This is a genomic window from Leuconostoc sp. S50 (assembly GCF_016624925.1).
Lineage (GTDB): Bacteria > Bacillota > Bacilli > Lactobacillales > Lactobacillaceae > Leuconostoc > Leuconostoc pseudomesenteroides.
In genome coordinates this window covers 5,001-26,500 of the sequence record NZ_JACVUE010000018.1, presented here as the reverse complement: position 1 = coordinate 26,500, position 21,500 = coordinate 5,001, and the positions used below count along the sequence as shown (strand labels likewise).

At 33.4% G+C, this 21,500-nt stretch carries 17 protein-coding genes, 2 rRNA genes and 1 pseudogene (1 of these 20 only partly in view); 11 read left to right on the top strand and 9 right to left on the bottom strand.

All coding sequences use genetic code 11. From position 1 onward, the window contains the following. Positions 1–721: 721 nt before the first annotated feature. Complete coding sequence (locus tag IAE53_RS11450; RefSeq protein ID WP_233610753.1) at positions 722–1,087, top strand: hypothetical protein; 366 nt, start codon at positions 722–724, stop codon at positions 1,085–1,087. A 296-nt stretch (positions 1,088–1,383) separates the two neighbouring features. Here the strand turns inward: IAE53_RS11450 and IAE53_RS10900 are convergent, their stop codons facing one another. Continuing rightward, positions 1,384–1,665 (bottom strand): BRCT domain-containing protein, encoded by a 282-nt coding sequence (locus IAE53_RS10900; RefSeq protein ID WP_013102150.1) that lies wholly within the window; start codon positions 1,663–1,665, stop codon positions 1,384–1,386. A gap of 728 nt (positions 1,666–2,393) precedes the next feature. Further along, positions 2,394–3,473: an ATP-binding protein gene (locus IAE53_RS10895; protein ID WP_200136469.1), complete on the bottom strand. Its 1,080-nt coding sequence runs from the start codon at positions 3,471–3,473 to the stop codon at positions 2,394–2,396. A gap of 1,222 nt (positions 3,474–4,695) precedes the next feature. On the opposite strand from IAE53_RS10895, the gene IAE53_RS10890 reads away from it, so the two are divergent. The 6 genes from IAE53_RS10890 (at position 4,696) to IAE53_RS10865 (ending at position 10,690) form a co-directional block, all read left to right on the top strand. After that, complete coding sequence (locus tag IAE53_RS10890; RefSeq protein WP_004913377.1) at positions 4,696–5,520, top strand: ParA family protein; 825 nt, start codon at positions 4,696–4,698, stop codon at positions 5,518–5,520. Next, entirely contained in the window at positions 5,520–5,849 is a 330-nt protein-coding gene (locus tag IAE53_RS10885; RefSeq protein ID WP_200136470.1) for a hypothetical protein, read from the top strand. The genes IAE53_RS10890 and IAE53_RS10885 overlap by 1 nt, the downstream gene beginning before the upstream one ends. Before the next feature lie 286 nt (positions 5,850–6,135). Then, the gene (locus IAE53_RS10880; RefSeq protein ID WP_200136471.1) at positions 6,136–8,154 is read left to right on the top strand and encodes a leucine-rich repeat domain-containing protein; all 2,019 of its coding nucleotides are present in this window, start codon (positions 6,136–6,138) and stop codon (positions 8,152–8,154) included. 136 nt (positions 8,155–8,290) lie between these two features. After that, positions 8,291–8,680, top strand: a complete 390-nt coding sequence (locus IAE53_RS10875; RefSeq protein WP_200136472.1) for a transporter — start codon at positions 8,291–8,293, stop codon at positions 8,678–8,680. Between the two features lie 94 nt (positions 8,681–8,774). Continuing rightward, positions 8,775–9,737 carry a Gfo/Idh/MocA family protein gene (locus IAE53_RS10870; protein WP_200136473.1) on the top strand — a complete coding sequence of 321 codons (963 nt, stop codon included), beginning with the start codon at positions 8,775–8,777 and terminating at the stop codon, positions 9,735–9,737. Positions 9,738–10,132: 395 nt separating this feature from the next. Beyond that, entirely contained in the window at positions 10,133–10,690 is a 558-nt protein-coding gene (locus tag IAE53_RS10865; protein ID WP_200136474.1) for a recombinase family protein, read from the top strand. Between the two features lie 27 nt (positions 10,691–10,717). Here IAE53_RS10865 and IAE53_RS10860 read toward each other — a convergent pair whose 3' ends face one another. Both IAE53_RS10860 and IAE53_RS10855 read right to left on the bottom strand, forming a co-directional pair. Beyond that, positions 10,718–11,437 (bottom strand): hypothetical protein, encoded by a 720-nt coding sequence (locus IAE53_RS10860; protein WP_200136475.1) that lies wholly within the window; start codon positions 11,435–11,437, stop codon positions 10,718–10,720. A gap of 161 nt (positions 11,438–11,598) precedes the next feature. After that, positions 11,599–12,417 (bottom strand): AraC family transcriptional regulator, encoded by an 819-nt coding sequence (locus IAE53_RS10855; RefSeq protein ID WP_200136476.1) that lies wholly within the window; start codon positions 12,415–12,417, stop codon positions 11,599–11,601. Positions 12,418–12,596: 179 nt separating this feature from the next. On the opposite strand from IAE53_RS10855, the gene IAE53_RS10850 reads away from it, so the two are divergent. From IAE53_RS10850 to IAE53_RS10840, 3 genes are all read left to right on the top strand, one after another. Then, entirely contained in the window at positions 12,597–14,264 is a 1,668-nt protein-coding gene (locus IAE53_RS10850; RefSeq protein WP_200136477.1) for a family 43 glycosylhydrolase, read from the top strand. 194 nt (positions 14,265–14,458) lie between these two features. Beyond that, on the top strand, positions 14,459–15,709 hold the full coding sequence (locus IAE53_RS10845; protein ID WP_200136478.1) for an MFS transporter: 1,251 nt from the start codon (positions 14,459–14,461) through the stop codon (positions 15,707–15,709). Between the two features lie 16 nt (positions 15,710–15,725). Beyond that, positions 15,726–16,877 carry a glycoside hydrolase family 5 protein gene (locus IAE53_RS10840; protein WP_200136479.1) on the top strand — a complete coding sequence of 384 codons (1,152 nt, stop codon included), beginning with the start codon at positions 15,726–15,728 and terminating at the stop codon, positions 16,875–16,877. A 235-nt stretch (positions 16,878–17,112) separates the two neighbouring features. Here IAE53_RS10840 and IAE53_RS10835 read toward each other — a convergent pair. Then, a pseudogene (locus IAE53_RS10835) lies at positions 17,113–17,743 on the bottom strand (IS30 family transposase); the annotation flags it as partial. 140 nt (positions 17,744–17,883) lie between these two features. Between IAE53_RS10835 and IAE53_RS10830 the strand changes: the two are divergent. Further along, positions 17,884–19,215, top strand: a complete 1,332-nt coding sequence (locus IAE53_RS10830) for an MFS transporter (RefSeq protein WP_200554233.1) — start codon at positions 17,884–17,886, stop codon at positions 19,213–19,215. 190 nt (positions 19,216–19,405) lie between these two features. Here IAE53_RS10830 and IAE53_RS10825 read toward each other — a convergent pair whose 3' ends face one another. The 4 genes from IAE53_RS10825 to IAE53_RS10810 all read right to left on the bottom strand — a co-directional run. Beyond that, the gene (locus tag IAE53_RS10825; RefSeq protein ID WP_200136481.1) at positions 19,406–20,746 is read right to left on the bottom strand and encodes a hypothetical protein; all 1,341 of its coding nucleotides are present in this window, start codon (positions 20,744–20,746) and stop codon (positions 19,406–19,408) included. Positions 20,747–20,781: 35 nt separating this feature from the next. Continuing rightward, positions 20,782–21,111, bottom strand: coding sequence for a potassium channel family protein (locus IAE53_RS10820; protein WP_233610755.1), 330 nt, complete (start codon positions 21,109–21,111; stop codon positions 20,782–20,784). Between the two features lie 127 nt (positions 21,112–21,238). After that, positions 21,239–21,355: ribosomal RNA gene (rrf, locus tag IAE53_RS10815) — 5S ribosomal RNA — on the bottom strand. 73 nt (positions 21,356–21,428) lie between these two features. After that, positions 21,429–21,500 (bottom strand): 23S ribosomal RNA (locus tag IAE53_RS10810); it runs 2,843 nt beyond the window's last position.

The following is a 21,500-nucleotide window of genomic DNA, read 5'->3' as shown; positions in this document are numbered from 1 at the left end:
AACTAGCAACAGAGAAAAACCAGACAAGGGAGTTTGTCTGGTTTAAGAGAGAATATGAAATTAATTTGGGAGAGTATGGTCGTGTACTTGACCATGTTTATACTATGTTCTTAATAGATTAAATCAAAATCAAACTGGAGCAATGAGTGATTGATATCATCCCAAGTCATGCCAACAATTTTTTCAATATGAGCGTGACATGATAAAAGTTATGAAGGCCAATAATCAAATGACTCAGGGCAACCTTTTTGATCGTTATTTGATTTTTTAATCTCCTTAAGTCACAGAAACAAGTTCGAAAAATTGGTTAGATCGCAACTGAAATTTTTGCATCACTTAGACTATTTTTAATCATTGCTGATGTAATTTTTGTTTTATTTGAGATTACGCTTCGATCTTAGAAATCATAAAGACAACTGGCAAGAAAAAACCATTGCACATTTTGTCAAATTTTTGATTTGTGCTATGGTAACCCCGTTACATTTCAAAATCAGTCAACTCAAGCTCTTACAGACCAAAAGATTTCTTAAGCGAAAAAATTATTTACAAAAAGTCTATCGCAATGTTTCACCTACAGAAATACCGACATCAGTCAATGAATAATTACAATTGATTAATCACATGTTGCAAGATTTAAACATTGATACTGCTATTCATCAAAAACAACCGAAAGTGATTAGTCTTCGTCAACCAGAGGTCATTTCGTCTAAATTTAATCGCAGTGAAATTTAGCGTTTTGCGTTACAATTTTTTTGTTGAAAATATTGCTCTAAACGCAGCTAACGCCACACTAAAATATGGTGATCTAACACAAAAAGTGAACGATTTAGCGATTAAACGAGAGGACGTTAATTTGAAAGCACAATTAGCTCATATGGAAAATGTACTAGGATTTTTAAACACACTACAATATAGTCAACTTGAATATATTCCGGAAGTTGTTAATTTAAAAAGTGGTTTTGTCAAATATAGCCTTAATCCCATTAATGAGACCCAGTTTCAACAATTTGATGACCCTATTGAAATGAGTCCAAACACTTATTTAGGTAAAGCCTACGCAGAATATAAAAAAATTCGTGGTCGTTAAAAACTCGACATTTAAAAAAGACATCAAAAAGGTAATTTCTATCCGGACTGATGTCAACTATTTCAATCAGAATAAACCAGTATTATTATTTTCAAAAATAGATTTTTGAACAAATCCATCTAAATCGCTTTAGAAGCCGTTTTAAGGCATCATAACTTTTCATAGTTTATTGACAAAATATTAAAAATAACCTCAAATCGTTAACCAGAAAACATTAATCACTAAAGTACGTAAAAAACAGCCTTTCTGTTCAAAATTAAGAACGACAAACTGCTGTTAATGTAAATCACACGTGATTAAAAAGAATTTTTCTGTTGTAAGCGCCAAATACACCACTTTAAAAATTCGCTTTCATTCAAAATTTCAACGCTATGCGTCTCAGCATACTTAATTTTTTTGGTGGTTAATATTTCGAACATGGACTGCTCTATTTGACCAGCAATCACATACTTTATTTTTTGATTCATGTTAGTTTGAGGAAACGCCCCTAACATCGCTGCCAATTGTTGGGCTTGTAGTCGTGTCAAACTGTTAAGTTTACCAGTAAAGATAATCGGTTGTTGCGATAAATCTTTCATGCCAACACTTCCTCACTAAAAATGACTATAAACACTGATTCCTGATTATAAAAAAATGCAATTTAAAATCTGAATAGGTTATGCCAAATCACGTGGAGAACAGACTTGTCAGTTTTAAAAGGTAGCCTAATCGTCCTGGTTTATTGTATCGAATATAGGTTAAGACGCTTTTTATGTCACCACAATATATAAATATTTACTAACTGGGAGGCTTCAAAGGAATCTATATCTTAGCGAAAAAACGAGGTTAATAACAGATCCCGAACATTGCAACAATATACAACTAAAAATTCACAATATTAGTGTAGATAAAATAGTAATAAAGAAATTCATAGTCATAAAAAGTGGCTACTTATATTCATTGTAATAGTTGATCTATGCCGATTTAAATGATTGTTTTATTATATTGTCTCATTTTTGAAAACATATTATAGGACATGCTAGGTAATTTTGCACATTGATACAAAATTCCTGTAACCCTTAACCCCCATACGAACTTGGGGGTTTGACTAGTTGTCTTTCGGTTAATTTACCCCCCCCTATTAGTAATTTGGGGGCTACGCGATTTTTCTCATCTTTAGCACGTTAACCTTGCGATTAAGCTCTTTGACCCACCAACAGGCCACGACCTGTCGGTCTTTGTCCTTGGTCACAGCAGAGCTGTTCCCTGGTGGCTCATGCGATAAAAAATAATTGGTTTAATTATAACATACTACCCCATATTTAAATCAAATTTCGATATAATAGGATTCCAAAAATTCTTTAAAATAAGGCTGCTTATATTTAAGTAACCCACGACCAGCAATAGTTAGAATTTCGGCATTTATTAAACGTAGACGATAAGTAGAAATACTATTCTCATTCATCCCGCTCAGCTCTCTTAGTTTAGCATAAACAATCACTTTCCCGTCCATGGCAGCTAACGAGGCTCTAATGACACGTTGATCATTTTGAGATAGATCAGTAATCATTGGTTCATACACTGCTTTAAAGAGTCCTCGTTTAGAGACTTCCAACGCACTATCAATATCGTCCTTAGTGTATGCTGTTTTGTTCATTAACCAAACATTGAAACCAATTAATTGGAACATAAAAGCATAGTTAGCTGCACCTTCAGCCATTGCATTAATTAAAGTAAAAGGGACTCGATCGCCAAATACTTGTGCATAGTTGGTTAAAATATCTTGCTCATCCAAGGCCGCAAGCTTAATTTGATTAGCCCGCTTAAAAAATGTGAGTACATCGTCATTTAACATGTCATTAATTGCACTAGGTAACCCAGCCAAAATTGTTGCGACAGGCAATTTTTGCATTTTCCATTGTTGGTAAGCAGCCACATAATCACGTAAAGCTTCAGAATGTTTTTGAACCTCATCAATAGCGATTACCACCGTCACACCTTGTGTCTGAGCAAACGTTAACATGTCTTCAATATCGTATCTAAATGAAGCTGATTTTGTAGGCATTTCAAAACCAAGATCAAATATAGCTGGTAACTTGACGCCAAGTGTTTTAAGTTTAGGTAATCGCGGTAACTTTCTCTGCATACCAGCGACAATCTCAGGTAATAAGTCACTTGTCCCAGCATTACCAGAAATAACCACAACATCATCACGTGTTGCAGATTTCCCAATAATATCCGAAATAACTGTTGTTTTTCCTGAACCACGAATCCCAGTAACAATCGTTTCGCGCCATTTATCCGTTAAATTATCTAAGCCTGATAAAAATTTATCACTTATCCAACTATTAGTAACATAATACGTTGGTACAGCACCAAATGCTGGATTATATGGATTATTAACCATCGCAACCAAACCTTTCAAACTACTGAAGTTAACTTACTTTTTTACTATAATTTACTATTTATAAATATATTTTACTATATTTTACTATTTTTGACAAATAAACTCTCAAACCAATTAAACACGAACTTAAATACGTCCATTTCTGCCACCAAACACGGAAACCACGGGCGAGCTTAACCGCCACCACAACGGTTAAGCTCGCCCGTGGTTATTATTATCATTGTGGCTTTTTTTCTTGTCTTTAAATCAAAATAAATAGAGAAAACTAAAAGAAGTTGTTGACACAAGCAAGTCACAAATGCTTGATTGAGAGTGAGGGAAGTTTTGAGCCGAAGATAGTTTTTCCCTTGTTTTTAGGAAGAAAAAAACTTTAATCAAACAAACACTTGACCGATCGTTCAGTCGTCCGTCACCTTATCCATACAAGCTTTGGTTTTACCCACTTGTTTTAATCACTTACTTAGTCATTGAACCAATAAAAAAACGCCCTTATTGGCGCTGTATCACTATATTTATTCTCTTTGTCACGATACAGCTTAAACACAAGCTCTGTGTCCGTAGACACCGTTTTACCTGCCGAGCCGTTAATGGTCGCTCTCACCCTACTACACGCCCAGTATGGATTGATTGTGTAGCACCCAAATATTTTTGTACAGTAGTGTCTGGGAAAATGGCACTTGTCTATTTTTTCGTACACCTGATATAGCACTTTGGATCTACCGAGTTGCAAGAAACACAACTACCCCCTACCTGTCATATCAACCATACCCCTTAAAGTGTTTGGCTTCACTATTTTTGAAATCACCCACATTTACAACACAAAGGTTATGTTGTATAATATAACTACATTGATCAACTAAAAAAGATGTATGTAGCTATCAAGGATTGCCGTCCTTGGTGGCTTTTCTTTTTATAATAAATTTACGCAATTCAATTTATGTTTATGCACATAATATAACGTATCAAGCACACCATGTCAATATTTTTATAAAGTTATAGAGTTTAATATTATTTTATAAAGTTATTATTTTATAAAGTTATATTTTTATGTTTTGCTAAAATTATAAAGTTATGATATTATATATTTATAAATAGTTTATATTGCTTATTCATCAGTAGATTGAACAGTAAAAGTATAATATTATATATTTATGAATTTCCAAAAGTATAATATTATAAATTTATATTATTATACTTTTATAGATTTATAAAGAGGTTAAAAATGACTAAAGTTATTACAACTGGAAACTTTAAGGGTGGTGTAGGGAAGACAACCAATTCCGTCATGCTATCTTATACGTTATCTAAAATGGACAAAAAAGTATTACTCATTGACTTAGATCCTCAAGCTAATGCAACGGACTTATTGTTAACAACAATGACTAATATTTACAAGAAAAAACCAGATTTTAAGGAAACACTTTTTGAATCTATCAAAAGCAACAATCCAAAAGAGGCATTAATAAATGTAAAAGATAACCTCGACTTATTACCGTCATATTCTGATCTACAAAACTATGAACGATTTTTGTATGATAACTTTTCTGATGATTACTCACAAGACCATCATTTGACAAATTTCATCAGCAAAATAAAAAATGAATATGACTTTGTATTTTTAGATATTCCACCACAGCTTAACAAATTTACTGACAATGCACTTGTGGCAAGTGATTTTGTGATTGTTATACTACAAACACAAGAACGAGCTTTAAAAGGTGCTGAAAAATATATAGAACATCTGTTAGCGTTACAAGACGACTATAACTTGGATATTGATCTTCTGGGTATACTTCCCGTACTACAACAAAACGGATCTGAACTTGACCTGGATGTTTTGCAAGACGCCACAGAGAGTTTTGGTGATAACAATATTTTCAAGACTCATATTAAACAAATGAATAGATTGAAACGATTTGATAGAACAGGAATAACTGATAATACTAAAGATATTCACGACAAACGTATACACGCAATTTACAGCGAGCTCATAGCGGAAACACTTGAACGTATAACCATATTCGAAAAAAATAAGGAGCATGAATAATGACGGACAATATTGGATTAAATTCATTTCGCAAAAAGAAGACGGAGCGCCCAGAAAATATTATTCCTGAACTTTCTGAAGATACTAACCGTACTATGCCAGAAGATCTATTGAAGCTCCCTCAAAAAAAATTGACAAGCAAGGATCTACCAAAATCAATCAGACTACCATTAAACACACATACTGCTATAAGCACAATTGCTACATTGCAAAGTAAAAAAATTTATGAAGTAATAAATGATATTGTGGAAGAATACATCAACAATCTGCCTGTAAGCGAAAAAAAGATTATTCGATCCAGTATTGATACTGTGAAAAACAATCATTAAAAAAATTGGTATAGATTGTGAAAAAAGCTTAAAGCAAACTTTGTGAACTGTCAGAAAAGGGCAGGGGGATCAAAATTCACAAGGGTAATTTCACAACGGGCGAAAACGGTTGCTATAACGGCTACTTTGGGTAAGACGTGTTATGTTAACTCAAATTTGTCTATAGACCTAAATATGAAATTACGATTACCTGGTCCTATGCCACATCGTAAGATTAACATTTTCTAGTCAGTTCTAACAATAAAACAACAACGTATAATATTTGGAGATATCAGGGAGAAAAAAGTTGAAAAAATTACTAATTGTTATCATTTCGATAACATCAGTCATGGTATTAGGAACAAAAACGTCAGTCGTAGATGCTGATATTATTCAAAGTTCCGCTACACAAAGCGTAACTACCACTGAAGATTGGCTACCTGATCAACAGCTAAAAGATATTTTAACACGACAACTTGGTACGGAAGTGACACAACAAAATATTCAAACCATCACTTCTCTCAATTTATCATATGAAAATGTCACTAATTTAAAGGGATTAGAGTACGCTACTAATCTGCAGTCTTTAGATTTATCTGGAAGTAATATCTCTGATTTAACGCCATTACAAAATTTACATCAGTTAACAGTCTTAAATCTTAGACTAAATAAAGCAAGTACTCCGCCTGATCTGGCACCTATTGAAAATTTAAAATTACAAAGTTTGAATCTTTTAGCTGATGATTATGGTAACTATGTATCACGAATTATGCCTATCAGAAATATGACAACATTATCGTCTCTGGAGTTAGGCGACAATTCATTGAATGATCTGAATATCATTCAAAATCTAAAAAATTTGACCTATTTATCGTTATCCCAAAATAATTTACAGAACCTAGATGGATTATCTCAAATTTCCAATATAGAGACATTACGATTGGGATATAATAAACTGTCAAATATTGATCAATTATCTAAAATGAAGCATTTAAAATACCTATCCCTAGGTGATAACAGTGTTTCTGATCTAACGCCATTGAAAAACATTAGCACATTACAGGAACTAACCTTATCTCAAATGTCATTGACAAACACTAATCTAAATAGCCTCAGTAATCTATCGAATTTGACCAAGTTGTCTATTGACTTCAATGATAAAATAACTAGTTTAACAGCTCTTACTAACTTAACTAACCTACAACAGTTAGACTTTAGTAAGACATCAGTATCTGATTTATCTCCTGTATCAAGCTTAAAGAACTTAACAAATTTATCTTTTTCCAACGCGTCTGTGTCGGACATATCTCCTTTACGTTCTTTAAATAACTTGACTACTCTCAATATGCTCAGAAATCATATTTATGACATTAGTCCATTGGCGCAATTGAAAAAATTAGTCACGGTTAATGCTAAATATCAAACTGTTATTCTACCTAATGTTAATTACACTTCACAAGGTGAAACACTCAGTATTCCATTTTCTGTGGTCGATAACCTAGGTAATGTACTACCACTAACCTATAGTTCTGGCATTAATGCTGATAGCTTTACTCCTGGTGCAATCAAAATATATCATCCTAAAGAGGCTGGTAGTGCTTACTTCTCTTGGGATAACTCTACTTCCAGTAGTACATTTAATAAATTTAATGGTACCGTTGAACAGCCAGTAACTCTATCAAATAATTCTTATGCTAAAGAAAAAGTAACCATTGCTATTCTAAAAGGTGATGGCAGTGGGTACACATCTGTGGCAAGCAATTTTATACAAAAACAAGCCACTATCATAACTGATCCAGTTACAAATAAAAAGTCTCTGGAGATCACAGCTGTTGTGCCCAAAGAGTATGGAGAAAATAGTATTCTCTTTCAATCAGCAAGTAAAACGGAAACATCTGTTGTGGGAAATACACTACATATTATTAGCACAGTTCCTCTGACTGCACATGACTTGCAGTCTGGAAACATCCTAGAAACTATCCACGTTAATATTGCTAGCTTATCGTACAATCATATTTACCAAATATATATAGCCATAAACTCTGACCAAAAAAGCACCTCAGACTCTATCCATGAGGAAAAGCAAAAAAAAGCCACATCAACGTTGACATCATCACAAATAAACTCTACAAAAGAATTTGAAACATCACCCAAAACAAACTCTTCAAAAAAGGCAAAGACATTACCGAAAATTAAGACTTTCACCAACAAAAATAATCAACTTTTATTGCCTCATACAGGCGTAAAAATATTAGAAATACCTGGAGTGATGGTTGCGGTCGGATTGATCATCTTTGGTGCATTTATTATTAAAAAAACACATTGATGTTGCCAATAGAAATAGTCCAATTTATTGACTTCTGAGCAAAAGTACCCGGGATTAGATTAAGCAAGTCGGGAAACCATGTTAGATCAAATTGATTTTGGATAATGTGTATTTGGTTAAGTAGAGGAATTTATTTATGTTAAAAAACTACATTGATTGGTTTAAAAATAACCAAAATACACCTATTGTTAGAATGCTTATTATGATCTCAGTCACTGTATTTGTGACATTAATTCTTAATTGGGTTAAAGGAACGTCGTTAACGTCTAATGTAGATTACATAGTATGCTTAATTATCATGTATTCTGGTGCATTGTTCATGAACAGATATATTCACTATACATGGATCCAATTCACGCCTAGTTTTTTTGTAGTATTTATCATCCTAACCATTCAAATGTTTAGTGATGGTAGTTATGTCGATTACACGTCGTTTATCGTAACTGATGGCGTAGCATTATTTATGGTGTTTATGATGTTGCTTGTTACAAAATATTTTTCAAAATTAAATCGATTAAAAAAATAGCTTTATAAGAGTAAATAGTACCGAAGCGTTCTTGATACAATATATGATTAAAAGCGCTACAATTTAGATATAACATAATTGAAAGGAAAAAAAAATGACAGTGAATTGGACAATCGTTGGAACAGGTGTTATTGCGCATGAAATGGCAACCGTATTTAATCAGAATAATCGAGAAATTTATGGCGTATTTAGTCGTAATTCAGACAAAGTGAAACAATTTGCTAGCGATTATAGCGTTATTCATCAATTTAATTCTCTAGATGACGTATTTTCTGATGATAATGTTGATGCTGTGTATATTGCTACACCACACAATACTCATTTTGATATTGCAAAACAAGCGATTGAACATGGTAAACATGTACTCATGGAGAAAGCTATTACCATGAACAAGGCAGATTTGGACCAACTTGAAGATTTGGCACAAAAGCATAACGTTATACTTTTAGAAGCAATGACTTTAGTACATATGCCTTTAGCCAAAAAAATAAAAGCTATGATTAATAATGGTCAACTAGGTAAAATTAAACATATCAGTGTGGCTCATGGGAGTGTTAAACCATATGATGCTAAAAATCGCTTCTTTAATCCTGATTTAGGCGGTGGTGTCTTGCTTGACATGGGTGTTTACGGTATATCTGGGGCACGCTATTTTATGTCAGATCAACCTAATAATGTGCAGTCTTTTGTTGACTATGCTCCAACGGGAGTTGATGAACAGACTGTCACAATTCTTCATAATCAGGTGGGAGAATCTGCGATGGTGTCTGTTTCCTTGCAAGCTAAGCAACCTAAAGCACTAACTATTTCTGGAACGAAAGGCTATATTACCATTCCAGAATATCCACGCGCACAATCAGCGGATTTTTATCATGTCGATAGTGATACAACAGAATCCATCACAGAGGGAAGTACAGAGAATGCTTTGTTCTACGAAATTTTAGATTTCGAAAATATCATTTCTGATCCATCAAGTATTCAAAATTACAAGACAATTACCGATGATGTCTTTAAAATTTTCGAACACATGAAAACATCTTGGTCTCAACAAAAATAATTTAATATTGCTGAATTAACTCAAAAAGTAAAGGTAACCATTATTCATTGGTTACCTTTGCTTTTTTTGCCTAAACTGATGACCGATTATCCCACGAGGATAGCATTAAATATTATACTGAAAAAACGTCCAATTTATTGACTTCTGAGCACCTTTAATCGGTTTAAAAAGAAAGAATAAATAATACGTTAATTGTAGTATCATCCTATATCATCTTGGTTACATAACCACCGTTAATCCAAATTAAAAAGCAGATATTTTAGAAAACTAAGATCTGCTTTTTAGTTTGAATTATTAGTGCAAAAAACTTTTAAGTAATTTGCGCTTTTTTAATGTCATGATATACTTGTATTTATATACTGCAATTTAGTTATGCATTTTTTGTGAGGTAAAATATGACGATTTATGGCTATGCTAGAGTATCTACTGCTGGACAATCTTTGAATGAACAAAAAGAGACTTTGAAAATTTCAGGCGCTGACATGATTTTCAGTGAAAAATATTCGGGAACCACTACATCACGACCTCAATTTGAAAAACTCGTCAATCTGATTGAACCCAATGACACATTGATTGTCACCAAGTTAGACCGCTTTGCTCGAAATACACGTGAAGCACTGAATTTAATTGATGATTTGCTAAAAGAAAAAATAATGATTAAGGTTTTAAATTTAGGAACCATTGATAACACCCCCATGGGTCGTATGATTGTCAGAACCTTATTATCGGTTGCTGAGATGGAACGTGACATGATTATCGAAAGAACTCAGGCCGGTAAAGTTTTTGCAAAACAACATAATCCTAATTATAGGGAAGGTAGACCAAAGCGAAAAAAAGATAGCCGTAACACCGCCATTTTTGAATATTCTAAAACCCACACTGTTCGAGATACAGCAGAAGCTTTCAATATTTCACCGCGCACAGTTCATTATATTAAGAATATATTTATTTAGCATCTACTTAACGCAACATACCCACATCTAAGTTATTTTATCTAAAAAAATCACTACCATTTGACGAACCCCTTCTTCTAAAATTTGTCTCCGAATGGAATGTTTATCCAAGTAAATAATTTTACGTTTAGAATCAGCATCGAAGAATGGGCGGATAGTTTCTTCAGTTATTGTTGCAAATGGATCTGTTAATTGATACATATTGTACAAATGTCTTTTAATCATCACGCCAATATTTTTATCGATGGGTAGGCTCTGATAATTTTCTTCTTGTTCATTCTTCCGATTACGGATATGCCATTTAAAAAATATATGATTATCATACTTCAGCACGGTAATTAAACTTTTATCAGCTGTGTGGGAAAAATGATAACTAGCAAGACAATCATCATCATATTTATGACAATAAACACTATTTAATTTATCTAGTTTAAATGGTTTCCGAGAACTTCTATCAGTAATATGCATAACACCCAATAGCCCTCTGCTTGTTCCGAGCAATCGACTACTTAAATCTATAACTTTACTTACAACATATTCCTCACTTTGATTATCTAAATTTATCTTAAATTTTAACTCAGCATATACATTTGTAATTAACATACTCAATTCTTTACTGGTGTCAATGATAATAATTACAAATCCAATTTCAGAATTAAATTTATAATTGATAGGAATTCGACCAATGGCCTGTATGCCGAGGACACGATTATCTTGAATAACATACTGCTCTTCTTGTAAATTCAATAGATAATTGTGTACAGTACCTTTACTAAGCGTAAGTATCTCTGTAAATATTGAACTCTTGAAAAACCTATATTGGTACATTGTAGCCAATATGATATATTTATTTTTTAATTTTATTTCGTTGCTACGATTTTTTGCCATATGTCAATGAGGGATTTTGTTTATTGCCCATGATCCTTTCGCACTTCCCGTGGTGTTTTTTGATACATATTTTTGAACATTTCGCGAGTGGTCCTCTCATTAGTTAATCCATGATTTTTCATTATATTTTTAATTGGTGTACCAGTATTAAGAAGATCTTGATACATATAATTTATTCTAATTTTATAAACGTATTGTATAATGCTCAGTCCCATTTGATTTTTAAACATTCTCGATAAGTAACTCGAGTTATATCCGAATTGATCAGCTAATTGTTCAACATTGAATGTATCAGAATAATGTTCGTTTATAAATATAATTATCTCCCTTAATTTACTACTAATTGGTTCAACCAAACCAGTCTTATCAACAAAATTTGCAATGAGATTTTGCAACATTAGCAATACTATAGACCCACAAAAAAAAGAATATCCCTCGACCTTAGATGCATATATGTGGTTCAGTTTAGCAAATGAGTTAACAATATTTTCATAGTGCACTGTGTGTATGGCATTTTTTTCCACTTTAAAATTTAAAAGTTCAGGATTGTCATAATACGGAGAAATAAAATTAAGTGGGATTTGCAGAACAAGCGATTGGTTAGGTGAGTTAGTAACGTCATGAATCACACCAGATGGCACTACTACAAATTCCCCCGGTCCAATTACATGTATTCTACCATCAAACCTAAATACCAGTTCCCCACTTAATACACATATAATTTCAATACTGCTGTGCCAATGAAAAGGAACATATCCGCTTTTATCAACGGTTGACTCATAAAAGCGAACACCAATTCCTAAATTATTAACTATATTTTCGTGATGCTTGTTTTCCATAACAACTAGTCCGTTCACTCAAATCATTACTTTTTTTACTTTTATAAATTAAAAAAATGACTTAATTTTATTTTTTATAGATATGTATGCGCTTTCATTGTATTATGTAAATCAAGGATATATCTGAATTATACATCACTTGTCACAAAAAAATACACCAAAGAGGCTTTTAAAATTAAATGACACTCATAAAAAATCCTATCATACCTGGAATGGCTCCTGATCCATCAATAATAAGAGTTAATGAAGATTATTACATTGCAACTTCCACTTTTCACTGGAATCCTGCCGTACAAATTTTTCATTCTAAAGACTTGATAAATTGGGACTTATTAACACAAGTATTAAATAACAATGAAGTCAATTTACGCGGAACCGATACTCCATCCGGAATATGGGCTCCCCATCTATCGTATGACTCACAAACAGAAAAATACTGGTTAGCTTATTCACATATGCAAAATATGGCCGGAAGAGAATTTAATGCTGATTCGTTTGCTATGTGGTCAAAAAACATAACCGGTCCTTGGTCGACACCTATATATCTAACTTCTATCGGTTTTGACCCCGCGATCTACCATGAAAACGGAAAACATTATATATCTATTCTTGAATGGGAAACCAGAACAGGTTACCAGGCCCCAGGACACATAGTTATCGCGGAAATCGACGTCAATTCTGGTGAAATTATTGGTAAATGGCATCGTGTGACTACGGGCTTCACCACTAGAGGATGTGTTGAAGCACCTCAAATTTATAAACATGATGATTTTTATTATTTATTAATTGCAAGTGGTGGAACAGGATATGCACATGGTATAGAGATTGGTCGGTCAAAAAACATCTTCGGCCCTTATGAACCAAACCCTACAGGAGAACCGATTGTTACATCATCTCCGCATCACCTATTTTCTCTTGGTGATCCCGATGCTGGACATTTTGAAATGTATAACCCACTATCACAAATGCAAAAAGCAGGTCACGGGTCATTACTACAGACATCAAATGATGAATGGTACATCGCTCATTTGATGGCACGACCTCTAAAAAATACGAAGCTAAATCCATTAGGACGAGAAACATCGTTACAAAAGATGGTTTGGAACAAAGATGGTTGGCTTGAAATGGCGGACGGCTCTAACTTAGCAAAAATGGAAGTTGATGGGCCAACAAATTTAAATATAATCCAAAATTTAACTAATAATGATATTATTGAGAATTTTAATGAAGAATACGACCATCATTTCATGACTCCTTATCATAATCAAGATAAAAATTGGGTAAACACCACTGACAATCCTGGGTACTTAAGAATATATGGCGCTAATTCTTTCTTTTCTAAGATGAATCCTTCCATTATGGCCACACGAGCCACTTCCTTAAATTATGATATCGAAACAAGAATACGTTTTTCACCTGACCACTATTCTCAAGCAGCTGGTGTTGGACTATATTATGATTCCGATAATTGGATATATGCATATCTTGGATTGAACGACCAAGAAGACAATATTGTTTTAAATTTACAACAAGCTAAATTAGGTAAGAATATTAAATACACTTTTGACGAGGTCAATATTGCACAAAGTATGGCTAAGATAAAAGTACATTACTTTGAAGGAAACGTTGATTTCTTGTATTCAACTGCTGATGAAAATGATTGGCATATGCTTGGAAATACTATGGACGCTAGTTACCTGTCAGATGAAGGTGTGAACGGAACACCTGGCGAAATCGGCGGTTTTACTGGATTATTTAATTTTATAGGTTCAGTTGATGCTTATCAACACCAATCTTATGCTGATTTTGATTATTATTATGTTACTAATTTAGCTAGTGATGAATAGTCTAACGCCAATTGTTCTTGTAAAAAATTTGCAAAATTCTCTGTTATCAATCATAAAATTTAAAATTTTTAGAGAAAATAGATTGGTTTATTATCAAACCCGTTGGTTGGTTGTTCGAACTAACTAACAAAATTTCAACAATATATGCTATTTAAATCTTTAACTCATAAGTAATAATATACGAGGAAAAATAAATGAACACAACTGCAACGGATTACAATAATAATCCAAAAATCGAAAAGATTCGCTTTATATTAGCCTATTTTGTCTTTTCTCTTCTCTGGATGGCTGGATTAGCAATTATTATCGCTGTCCTATTACCACAACATTTACGAGATGTTGTTGGTGTCAAAAATTCAACAGTAGTTTTTGGTATTTTTAATGCAACTAGTGCTATAGCCTCCTTACTATCAAACTTGATCGTTGGAAACTTATCCGATCGTACACGTACACGTTTTGGTCAAAGAACTCCTTGGATCGTACTCGGTGGTGTCGTAGCTGGCATATCTTTGTTCTTAGTTGGTATTTTCCAAAATGTTTGGTTGATGGGAATTAGTTACTGCCTTAGTATGGTTGGGTTGAACATGATGATTGCACCTGCAATGGCTACTCTTTCTGATCGCGTACCAGAAAATATTCGTGCTACAACTTCAGCTTTATACTCGGCCGGAACAACCGTAGGAACATCTCTGGGAACCTTGATCGGTGCTCGTTTCATAAGTTATCAGACACCTGGATTTGTGACAGCCGGTATAATGATGGGCATTGCTGGTGTGGCAACAATTATAGTTTGGCCACGAGAAAAATCTGCAACAAATCTTCCTCCGGTAAGTACCGGATTTAAGGAACTTTTATTATCATTTAGGCCCCCACTTCATGGTGCAAGAGATTTTTGGTTAGCCTTTTTTGGTCGATCTTTGCTGATTTTTTCTTACTATATGATTTTGAATTATCAATTATATATACTTCTCAGTTATATTGGACAAGGCAAGACAGAGGCTGCTGCCACTATCTCAATCATGTCTGTTGTGACGATGATTGTCGGCTTAATCGGTTCCCTAGTGTCCGGTAGCCTGTCTGATAAATTCGGTCGTAGAAAATTACCTGTTAATTTTGCCACCATTTTAATGGTCATCGGATTTTTATTACCATGGTTGCTAAAAACTCCTTTTTCAATGATTCTATTTGCAGGTTTTGCGGGTCTAGGATATGCCGTATACGGTGCCGTTGATCAGGCATTAAATATTGATGTTCTACCAAATAAAGAAGAATCAGGAAAAGACTTAGGAATTTTGAACATGGCTACTACTCTAGGTCAAACAGCTGGCCCCATCGTCACAAGTATTCTAGTAGGTATTGGTGGATATAATATGGTATTCCCCACAGCAATCGTTTTTGCCTGCCTCGCAATGGTATTCATTCAATTAATTCGTTCAACAAAATAAAGGAGATTTTTATATTATGATTAAAGGTGTTAACTTAGGTGGATGGTTAGTCCTAGAAAAGTGGATGTCGCCACAGTTGTTTGAAGGCGTTTCCGCAGATGATGAATTCTATTTACCACAAGATTTAAACAAAAGTGATTACGAAACTCGCATCAATATGCACCGTGCGAATTTTATCACAGAAGCTGATTTTTTAAGAATATCAAGTATGGGAATAGACACTGTTCGCATTCCTGTACCCTATTTTCTATTTGGTGATGTCCCACCCTTTATAGGTGCCATTGACTATTTAGATAAGGCATTCAACTGGGCAGAATATTATGGACTTAAAATCTTGATAGATTTACACACAGTTCCAGGAAGCCAAAATGGATTCGATAATGGTGGTATTACTGGCGTTCAAAATTGGGCACAACATCCAGAGAAAGTCGACTTTGCAATCTCTGTTTTAACTCGTCTGGCTGAAAGATATTCCAATCGTGAAGCACTGTATGGTATTGAGGTACTGAATGAACCTGCCACCAAAAAAATGTATGATACAATGATGAAACGATATCATCCAAGAAATGCTGAAATGGCAAAAGAAAATGAACCAATTACTTTTGAGTTTTTGTATAATTTTTATAAACAGTCATATAACCTTCTACGTAAAATATTACCAAAAAATAAGGTAATTATGTTTCATGATGGATTTGATTTGTCAAAGTGGTACGAGTTCTTTCAAAATAATGATTTTGAAAATGTTATTTTAGACACACATCATTATTTAATGATTGCAGAAATGGAAAGTCATAATTTAGATATTAAATCATATCAAGACTATATGACAAAAATTGGTAATGATATCGCTAATATTAAAAAACTTGTTCCTGTTGTGGTTGGTGAGTGGTCTCTATTTAATTCTCTCGCCACAGGTCATGACACTAAAGGTGGCATCAACCCAACTCAACAAGCGTTTACAGTCAACAATGAATCGGATTCAGAGAAAGTTTTGAAAATCAATCAAGAATTGTGGCAAATTCAGATCGATCAGTGGCAAAAATCAGACGGCTATTTCTTTTGGAGTTACAAAATGAACATTGATACTGTCAACGATCCGAACTGGTATGGTTGGGACTCATGGTCTCTAGATAGATCAGTAAATAGAAATTGGGCAAAAATTCAATAGTTTCTCTCTCAGATTATTTTACTTAACACATATACAATTTTTCCATAGTCATAGAAAAATACACTAACCGACACTAGGATAACAGCTGATATTTAAATAAAATCAGTTGTTAATCCTATTTTTTGTACATCAATAGACGCTGGGTTATAAAATTAAATTTAACATATGATAAAAATCCGAAGTAACATTACTTTAATTCGTTTCAAAACAATATATAGATGGCAGATTGCAAGAATCATCCAAACACCACATGTTTCTGAAATACTTTTCGTGGTGATTGCCAGTTGAGTATTTTCATTGGTCTGGCATTAACCCAATGATTGATTTGATCTAATTCTTTCTGACTGATTGTTTCTATTTTTCGTTCTTTTGGTATAAAACGCCGGACATATCGGTTTAGTACTTCATTACTGCCGCGTTCTTCTGGTGAATATGGATGCGCAAAATACATCGGTATGCCTAGCTTTTCTTCTATCTCATCATATTTTGCAAAATCTCTACCGTGATCAACTGTAATTGATTTAGCATTTTTGATGCCCTTGAAAAACCTAATAATAGCCGTGTCACTGCCTGACTATTGCGACCACTGACATGCCTCACAATATGTTGTCGGCTCAATCGTTCTGTGATAGTCACTAAAACATCGCCACGTGTTTTACCAGATTGCATCGTATCACTTCAAAATCACCAAATTCTTGTCTTAATTGGACAACTTTGGGTCGCCGTTCAATTGAACGGCCATGGGCAAAAACTCGCCGACGGCCGTCAGATTGACGTCTACGTCGAATACCTTTATCAGGTAAATCTGATATCTTAATTTTAAGCAAACCATGATGAATCCAGTTGTGGATGGTCTTGAAAGCAATGATTTATTATAAATATATTTGCTACCATCATCTAAACTGGTGTAACATTAATTGTTTCATAACTTTCTGCAGATTGCTTGAAATAGATAAGGAAATTAACAATAATGATCAATAACACAGTAAACAAAACAACTATTAGTATGATTGTTGCAACAGCTTTAATGGGATTTGCTGGCATTATGAGTGAAACAGCAATGAACGTAACTTTTCCAAAATTAGTAAAGGTATTTCATTTATCTTTATCTTCAGTTCAATGGGTGACCACTATTTATTTATTATCGGTCGCTATTGTTATGACTCTGAGTTCTTACATTAATAAACGGTTCACAGAAAAAACTGCTTATTACACTAGTGTTTCTTTATTTATTCTTGGCACTATCATCGGTGCTTCAAGTCCTGACTTCACAATATTGCTAATCGGTCGTGTTTTTCAGGGTTTATCTGCCGGTTTAGCAATGCCACTGATGTTTAATATCATATTCTCTAGGATTCCCACTGAAAAGTTAGGATTGTGGATGGGATTTGCAGCCATGATTCTCAGTTTAGCACCTTCTTTAGGTCCCACATATGGTGGTTTAATGATAGATTCATTGGGTTGGAGAATGATTTTTATTTTCACGCTAATCATTCCTGCTATATCATTAGTCATAGCAATTCCTAACTACGAAAATTCAAACACTCATTCAGAGCAAATATCTTTCGATTTTCTGGCTTTTCTCCTTTTATCGTTTTCGTTAATCACTCTGTTATTGGCGATTAATTCACTGGCGCATGGATCTGCACACTATGCATTATTTATAATCTTCTCACTATTAATAATAGGGTTTATTTGGAGAAGCTCTAAAAGTAAAAAAGAATTTCTAAATATTACAGTTTTTAAAAGTTTGAGTTTTACAATGGCTATAATTCCATTTTTTATATTACAATTCATGAACTTAGGTGGAAATTACATCATACCAAATTATCTGCAAATAGGATTTTCAATCACAAGTACACTCGCAGGATTTTCTTTACTCCCTGGGACAGTTATTGGCGCATTTTTTAATCCACTATTCGGAAAATTTTACGACTATAAAGGTGCTAAAATTCCTTTGTTTTTCGGCCCTGTAATTGTCTTGGTTTCATTGCTATTTATGCTTGTGTTTGTAAAACATATGGGATATATAACGATCATGATGTTGTATATTGTATTCACATTTGGACGAGTATTATCATTTGGCATAACTAATACAACTGCCATAGCACATACTGACAAAAATTATCGATCTGACGCCAGTGCGATATTTCAAACGTCACAGCAATTTGCCGGTGCATTAGGCACCACTACAGTTGCTTTAATAACTGATAAAAACTCAGACATCAAAATAAGCATGAGCAACACACTAGTGTTATTTATATTTTTAACCATCTTAACTTTTGTTATGTACCAAGTCATGTTTAAAACAAAGGCATACAAACGTAATAAATTTTAAACTAGTGGCACAGTTTGCTAAGAAATTATTACATTTTGTCAGAAGTCAATAAATTGGACTATTTTTTTCGGTTACTCATGTGACATTTTAGATGTGGTTGCGATTATAAAAATTTTCAGTCAAATCAGTGGCTACTTGGAATTAAGTTAATGTTTTATATAGTAAATAAAAATCGATAATCCTAAAGGATTTATCGCTTTTTGCTTTGATATTTGTTATGCAACAGAAAACAATAATAACCTATCACCATAATCAATAGTATTGTTGTAGTCACATAATTCCAATTAATCATCAGTTCTCTACTATAACTACTAGGTATCCCTTTACTTGTAACCGTCAGTAACTCTTTGATAGAGTGATTATGATCCGTCACTATCAATGACCCTGTAATCATGATGATAAATTGGTAAATAATACTACCTGTACTCTGTATCGTATTTTTTACCCAAATTCGTTTATCTGATGGCAGATTATTTTGCTGTACGTAAAAATGGTTTAATTTTGAATTTAAACACCCTTTCGTTGTACTTAACACTAAGATACCCAATGAGAAAAGAGGTCTAAGAAACATCATACTGAGGCCTACCAACATCATGATAAAAATAGTATGATGATTGTTTTTGACTAGAACTTTATTGATGATTGGTGCGATGACTATGCCTACGACATATGGTATATAAAATCGGATAAATAAATCATCATGACCATAGTATCCAGCAACATATAAAGATGCGAATAAGAATAAATAGTTGCCTAAGGCACCATTTATGATTGCTATATAACTCAAAACATTAGGAACACGACGTTGTGGTGATCTATGAAAAAAAAGTTTTGACACAATAAGAATAATAGCTAGCAGTAATGATCCCCATATAAAATAATCAAATTGCATAATATTATTCATCAATCGACTAGATCGCAAACTAAATATTAAAACGAAAAATACTACAAATAATCCCAAATAGTGATATGAATAGCTTTCTAAATCATGGGAATCTACTGCGTATAGATTAATCGTAGATATTGTCATAATAGCTATCAAGTACAAAAATGTGTAAAATAAAAAAAATATAATAAAAGAATTTTTAGATGGGATAAACAGTATATATCCGATTAATATCAAAATTAAGACAGTAAAATATTTATTTTTAGCTAAAAGTAAATGACTTTTTATATTAAGAAAATTAATTGACGTATTAGCGGTTGGTAACCAAGCAGCACTTAATCCCAGAAAAAAGGCAGAAATCATATAAAATTCCGGAAAAAAATTTCCAATTATGCCAAACATAGATCCTAATGTACCAACGTAAAGAGAAACTTTTAGCAGACTAGCACTATTAAGCCTTGTTTTGATACCTCTAATCAAAAATATTCCGGTTGTCCGTAAGGTATAAAAAATAACAAAAGGTAAAACTGACAATACTGTATGTGTCCCGATAATTCTCAGAAAAAAAATAAACGGTAGAACAATCACCGTACTACTAATAACATTTAATCCCGAATTACCAATAGTTAAAATGTATTTTTTCATAAATACTCCCCTAAGATTGTTTTAATGTGTTTCATTCAGTGTCGACGTTTATTCGTTTTAGTTGACAGATATGCTTTAGCTACTGTAGCCACAAAAATTGTCATTAAACCAATCCCCACCGTAGAGTACAACATAGTAAATACTTTTCCAAAATCCGTCACCGGATGAATGTCACCGTAACCAATCGTCGTTAAAGTAACAAAGCTTAAGTAAAAAGCGTTAAGTAGATTTAAATGTTCTACAACGCTGTAAAAGAAAGCACCACTTATTAATGTCAAAAATATGACTATCAAGAGTCCTTTAGTTTCTTCTGATTTGAAAATAATCCAAAAAGAGGAAAATAATTTTTTGACTGACAATATCATTGAAATCACATTGATTCTCCCTGAAAAGTTTTTGTTCTATTGTTGAGTATGCATATTTTTTTAATCAAAGTCAATATAAAAGAGCAATCAATTCATCATTAGATTGCTCTCGTTGTTCTTATGTACGGCACCGCATCGTCCTATCCTCGCAGGAAGCGATCCTCCAACTACTTTCGGCGCTATAGAGCTTAACTTCTGTGTTCGGTATGGGAACAGGTGTGTCCTCTATGCTATCGACACGACACCTTGAGTGTTGCACACTCAAAACTAAATAATAACAAATTCTTCCTTGAACCACTCATAATTGCTTATTGACTTTGGTTAAGTCCTCGACCTATTAGTACTAGTCCGCTTCATTGATCACTCAACTTCCACTTCTAGCCTATCTA

Bases quoted from the DNA above. Each gene is read 5' to 3' on its own strand.
- IAE53_RS10900 (WP_013102150.1), bottom strand. From the start codon at position 1,665: ATGAAAGATTTATCGCAACAACCGATTATCTTTACTGGTAAACTTAAC.
- IAE53_RS10895 (WP_200136469.1), bottom strand. From the start codon at position 3,473: ATGGTTAATAATCCATATAATCCAGCATTTGGTGCTGTACCAACGTAT.
- IAE53_RS10890 (WP_004913377.1), top strand. From the start codon at position 4,696: ATGACTAAAGTTATTACAACTGGAAACTTTAAGGGTGGTGTAGGGAAG.
- IAE53_RS10885 (WP_200136470.1), top strand. From the start codon at position 5,520: ATGACGGACAATATTGGATTAAATTCATTTCGCAAAAAGAAGACGGAG.
- IAE53_RS10875 (WP_200136472.1), top strand. From the start codon at position 8,291: ATGTTAAAAAACTACATTGATTGGTTTAAAAATAACCAAAATACACCT.
- IAE53_RS10870 (WP_200136473.1), top strand. From the start codon at position 8,775: ATGACAGTGAATTGGACAATCGTTGGAACAGGTGTTATTGCGCATGAA.
- IAE53_RS10865 (WP_200136474.1), top strand. From the start codon at position 10,133: ATGACGATTTATGGCTATGCTAGAGTATCTACTGCTGGACAATCTTTG.
- IAE53_RS10855 (WP_200136476.1), bottom strand. From the start codon at position 12,417: ATGGAAAACAAGCATCACGAAAATATAGTTAATAATTTAGGAATTGGT.
- IAE53_RS10850 (WP_200136477.1), top strand. From the start codon at position 12,597: ATGACACTCATAAAAAATCCTATCATACCTGGAATGGCTCCTGATCCA.
- IAE53_RS10845 (WP_200136478.1), top strand. From the start codon at position 14,459: ATGAACACAACTGCAACGGATTACAATAATAATCCAAAAATCGAAAAG.
- IAE53_RS10840 (WP_200136479.1), top strand. From the start codon at position 15,726: ATGATTAAAGGTGTTAACTTAGGTGGATGGTTAGTCCTAGAAAAGTGG.
- IAE53_RS10830 (WP_200554233.1), top strand. From the start codon at position 17,884: ATGATTGTTGCAACAGCTTTAATGGGATTTGCTGGCATTATGAGTGAA.
- IAE53_RS10825 (WP_200136481.1), bottom strand. From the start codon at position 20,746: ATGAAAAAATACATTTTAACTATTGGTAATTCGGGATTAAATGTTATT.
- IAE53_RS10820 (WP_233610755.1), bottom strand. From the start codon at position 21,111: ATGATATTGTCAGTCAAAAAATTATTTTCCTCTTTTTGGATTATTTTC.